Genomic DNA, 4,605 nt, shown 5'->3' on the forward strand with positions numbered 1-4,605 from the left:
CGGCGCCGGCCAGGGCGGCCGCGTCACCCGGCGGGACGAGCCTGCCGGTGACGCCGTCCCGGACGACGTCACGGACCCAGCCGACGTCGGTGGCGACGGCGGGCAGACCCGCGAGCGCGGCCTCCACCAGCACCCCGGGCACGCCCTCGCTGTCACTCGTGAGCACCAGGGCGTCGGCGGCCCGGTAGAGCGGGGCGGGATCGGTGAGCGCGCCCAGGAAGTGCGCCCGGCCGGTGGTGTCGCGGGCGGCCGCCTCGGCGCGCAGCGGGCCGTCGCCCGCCACCGCGAGGTGGACGCCGGGCAGCAGGGCGAGGGCGTCCAGCGCGAGGTCGGGGCGCTTCTCGCGGGCGAGCGCGCCGACCCAGGCGAGCAGCGGGCCCTCGGCGGGCAGGCCGAGGGCGGCGCGGGCGGTCTGCCGGTCGGCCTCGTCCGCCGCGGGCGGGTAGCGGTCGGCGGCACGGCCGTTGGGAATGGTGCGGACGCTGCGGGCGGGCAGCCGGTAGTGGTCGAGCAGGACCTCGCGGGCCCCGTCGGAGATCGCGGCCACGGCGGCGGCACGGCGCAGCAGCAGGCCGGTGCGGAGCCGGCGGACCGGGGAGGCCGCCCAGTGCCGCGGGTCTCCGATGTTGACGTAGACGAACGGGGTGCGGCTGCCGAACAGCGCCGCGGCGCAGGCCGGCAGGGTGGAGGAGCCGTGGGCGACGACCACGTCGGCGCGGCGGGCGGCGGCGCGCAGCGCCCGCAGGGTGGCCGGGTGGTAGCGGCCCGGACCGAGCGGCTCGGCGTCCCCGCCGGCGGGGGCACCGGGGGCGTCCGGGGCGTCGGCGTGCGGTTGGAGCGAGTGCAGCTCGGAGCGGTGGCCGCGGCGGAGCAGTTCGGCGTGCAGGTCGCGGGCGAGGTTCTGGGCGCCGCGCCGCCGCGGGTCGGTGACCAGGTGCAGGACGGCGGGACGCGCGGACTCGGCGGCTGGCATCCCCCGACCCTGGCACAGCCAGCCCACCGCCCGCAGGCGTTCGGGGAGGTGCACCTCAGGGGCAGCACCCCAGGGACGCGTGGGGGCACCTCCCGGCCGAAGGCCGGGGGAGAACTGCGCAGTTCGGATGTGGCCCGCCGTACGAATCGGGGCCGGCCCCTTCTGTTGTCGTAACCACCCTCGGACTGCACAGTTCCCCGCGCCCCTGAGGTGCTGCCCGCTCCCGCCCGGGGCGTGCGGTGCGGCGTCGTGGCGGTTTTCCTGGCGGAGGCGGGCCGGGGCTGGGATGCTGAGCGCCTGTCAGGGCGCGGGACGGACGGGAGACCTGCCGCGCCGGTGTTCCCGGGGGGTCGCTGCTGTGCATGTGCTCTATGTGATCGACAGCCTGCACCGGATCGGCGGTGCCGAGCAGGGCCTGGCCGCGATGGCCCCGCACCTGGTGCGTTCGGGCGTGCGCCTGGACGTCGCGTACCTCAAGGAGTCGCCGGGGGGCTTCCAGCCGGAGCTGGTGGCGGCGGGTGCGCGGGTGTTCGGGGTGCACGGGTCGGGTCGGGCAGGGCGGGCGGCGGCGCTGCGTCGGCTGGTCCGCGAGCACCGGCCGGACCTGGTGCACACCACGCTGTACGAGGCGGACGTGCTGGGCCGGGCGGCGGCGCTGGCCGCGGGCACCCCGGTGGTGTCGAGCCTGGTCAACTCCTCGTACGGGCCGGAGCACCTGCACGCGCGCGGGTTGTCGCCGTGGAAGGTGCGGGCGGCGCAGGCCGTGGACGCGGCGACCGCGCAGGGCACCCGGCGTTTCCACGCCCTGACCCGGCACGTCGCCTCGTCGATGGCGCGGCGGCTGCGGGTCTCGCCGGACCGGATCGACGTGGTGCCGCGCGGCCGCGACCCGGAGCTGCTCGGGTCGGTGACACCGGAGCGGCGGGCGGCGGTACGGGCCGCGCTCGGGCTGGCGCAGGACACCCCGGTGGTGCTGGCGGCCGCCCGGCAGCAGTACCAGAAGGGGCTGGACGTGCTGGTGGAGGCGTTCGCGGGGGTGCGCCGGCAGGTGCCGGAGGCGGTGCTGCTGCTGGCGGGCAGCCCGGGCGCGGAGACCGCCCGGTTGGAGGCGTTGGCGGGGCGGGCCGGGCAGGTGCGTTTCCTGGGCCCGCGCGGCGACGTGTACGACCTGATGGCGGCCTCGGACGCGTTCGCCGTGCCCTCCCGGTGGGAGGGGCTGGGCAGTGCGGCGATGGAGGCGATGGGGGTCGGGGTCCCGCTGGTGTGCGCGGACGTCCCGGCGCTGCGGGAGACCGTCGGTTCGGAGGACTACGCGCTGCTGGTGCCGCCGGAGCGGCCGGCCGAGCTGGCGGCGGCGCTGGTGTCGGCGCTGGACGATCGGGCGGCGGCGCGGGTGCGGGTGAAGGCGGCCCGGGCTCGGTTCCTCACCTCGTTCACGCTGGCGCAGGTCTGCGGGCAGATGGTCGGCTTCTACGAGCGGTCGCTGCGCCGGGTGCCGGCCGGCCGCTGAGGCCGCGCCGGGCCGCGCCGGGGCCACACCGGACCACACCGGATCCGTGCCGAAGTGCCGCCCCGCGCACCGGAGTTGACATGCCACGGAAAGCGGACAAAGCCGCCACAACCATGGCAGGGCGCGCGGGAGGGCCGAAATGTGCCCCTCCGAGAATCGCCAAAGCGCTTGCGCCCCAGGTCCGGGACGGCAAGCATCGCAGGGGGAAACGGGCTGCCGGGGGGTACGGCGATCCGCGCGAGGCATCCGGGCCGGGGCGGCCGGGTGGGTGACGCCGTCAGGGGGCCTGATGTCACAACGACTGCCACGATGCGCCGTCCTGCCGGACGGTCCGCGCCGGTCCACCGCGTTACCGGCCGCCGCCACCTGATCGCGTCCTCCCCCGGCCCGGCGCCGGGGGGCCGCCGCACCCGACCCTGCCGCACCCGGCGGCACCGGGGTCCGCCGAGGCGGGCCGGGCCGGTGTCCCGCGTACCCGCACCACGATCGCGAGGGGAACCAACCGGTGGAACCGGCAAACCACTTCACCGTCCTGCGGCGTTACTGGCGGCTGCTCGTCGGCTGCACCCTCGCCGCGCTGATCATCGGCTTCCTGCTGACGCCGGCGGGCGACGCCGTGGACGACGGCAAGTGGCAGTGCAAGGTGGCGATCACCCCGGTGGCCGGTGCCGGCGAGTCCGTCCGGGCCGATCAGGTGCTGAGCTACGCGCAGGGCTCGGACGTGACGACCACCGCGGCGAAGAAGCTCCACGTCACGGACGTGGCCGCGCTCGCCGCCCGGCGCACCGTCGCCGCGGCCTCCACCCAGATGCTGGTCTTCACCACCACCGGCCCCACCCAGCAGTCATGCACCGACCTGGCCGCGGCGCTGTCCGACGCCACCATCACGGGCTACAGCCAGGAGTCGAAGAAGAGCGCCGACGAGTCGATCAAGCGCCTCCAGGCACAGGCCGACACCCAGCAGGAGCAGGTCAACAACCTGCAGCACGCCTTCACCAAGGCGGGCTCCGCCGACCAGCCGAAGCTCCAGCCGCAGCTGACGGCCGCGCTCAACGCGCTCACCAAGACGCTCACCGACATCAGCACCCTGCAGAACTACAGCCAGACCGACGCGATCCAGCAGTGGGGCAGCATCGACGCCAAGGAGGCCGGCGGCAGCCTGCTCAGCTCGCCCAGCCGCGGCGTGCGCCTCACCCTGGCGGTCGTGCTCGGCCTCGCGCTCGGCGTCGTCGCCGCGGTGATGCTCAGCCGGATGGACACCCGGCTGCGGACCCGCAACACCACCGAGGAGGCGTTCAACCTGCCGGTGATCGGCGAGATCCCGCAGCTCTCCCGGCGGCTGCGCCGGCTGCGGGGTCCGCTGGTGGTGGCCCGCCCGTCCGACCCGGCGGCCGAGGCCTACCGCTCGCTGCGCTCGACCCTGCTGCTCACCGGTCCGGAGTCGCTGTCGGGCCGGCCCGGCACCGAGCCGGCCGCCCGGGGCCGTGGCGGTCCCGCGCCGGTGATCCTGGTGATGTCCGGGCGCAGCGGGGACGGCCGCACCACCACCGTCGCCAACCTGGCGGCCGCGCTGGCCGAGACCGGCCGCGGGGTGCTGGTGCTCGACTGCGACTTCCGGCACCCGCAGACCCATCTGCACTTCGGCGTCGGCGACGGTCCGGGCATGGCCGAACTCCTCAGCGGCGAACGGCTGTCGACGCTGGACGACCTGATCCGCGAGACCGGCACCGAGGGGGTGCGGCTGATCACCGGCGGCAACACCACCGCGTACCCGGCGGCGCTGGTGCTGCGGGCCGGCGAGGTGCTGCGGCGGGCCCGCGAGCACGCCGACGTGGTCCTGATCGACACCTCGCCGCTGCTGCACGCCAACGACGCCTACGACCTCGTGCAGCACGCCGACGCGGTGCTGGTGACGGCGATGGCCGGCAACGTGACGCCGGAGCAGGCCGACCGGGTCTCCGAGCTGCTGGCCCGTACCGGTGTGCCGGTCGCCGGGGTGGCGCTGCTCGGCACGATCGGCCCCTCCGGGCGCCGGTTGAAGCGGGACGGGCTGCGCACCGGTGCGCTGCTGGTGGGCCGCACGGCCACCGCCTCCGCGCGGTCCGAGGAGGGCCGCCGCTCC

General features: G+C 76.3%; 3 protein-coding genes. 2 read left to right on the plus strand and 1 reads right to left on the minus strand.

Annotated elements, in window-relative coordinates; genetic code table 11:
• Positions 1 to 973 (minus strand): glycosyltransferase (locus ABZ641_RS26380; RefSeq protein WP_359985525.1); only part of this gene is annotated, 973 nt, incomplete at its 3' end.
• 373 nt (positions 974 to 1,346) lie between these two features.
• Here ABZ641_RS26380 and ABZ641_RS26385 point away from each other — a divergent pair.
• Positions 1,347 to 2,483, plus strand: a complete 1,137-nt coding sequence (locus tag ABZ641_RS26385) for a glycosyltransferase family 4 protein (protein WP_359985528.1) — start codon at positions 1,347 to 1,349, stop codon at positions 2,481 to 2,483.
• Between the two features lie 505 nt (positions 2,484 to 2,988).
• Positions 2,989 to 4,605: AAA family ATPase (locus ABZ641_RS26390; RefSeq protein ID WP_359985530.1), on the plus strand; the 1,617-nt coding region annotated here is incomplete at its 3' end.

The organism is Kitasatospora sp. NPDC007106, assembly GCF_040634455.1.
GTDB classification, from domain to species: Bacteria; Actinomycetota; Actinomycetes; order Streptomycetales; family Streptomycetaceae; genus Kitasatospora; species Kitasatospora arboriphila.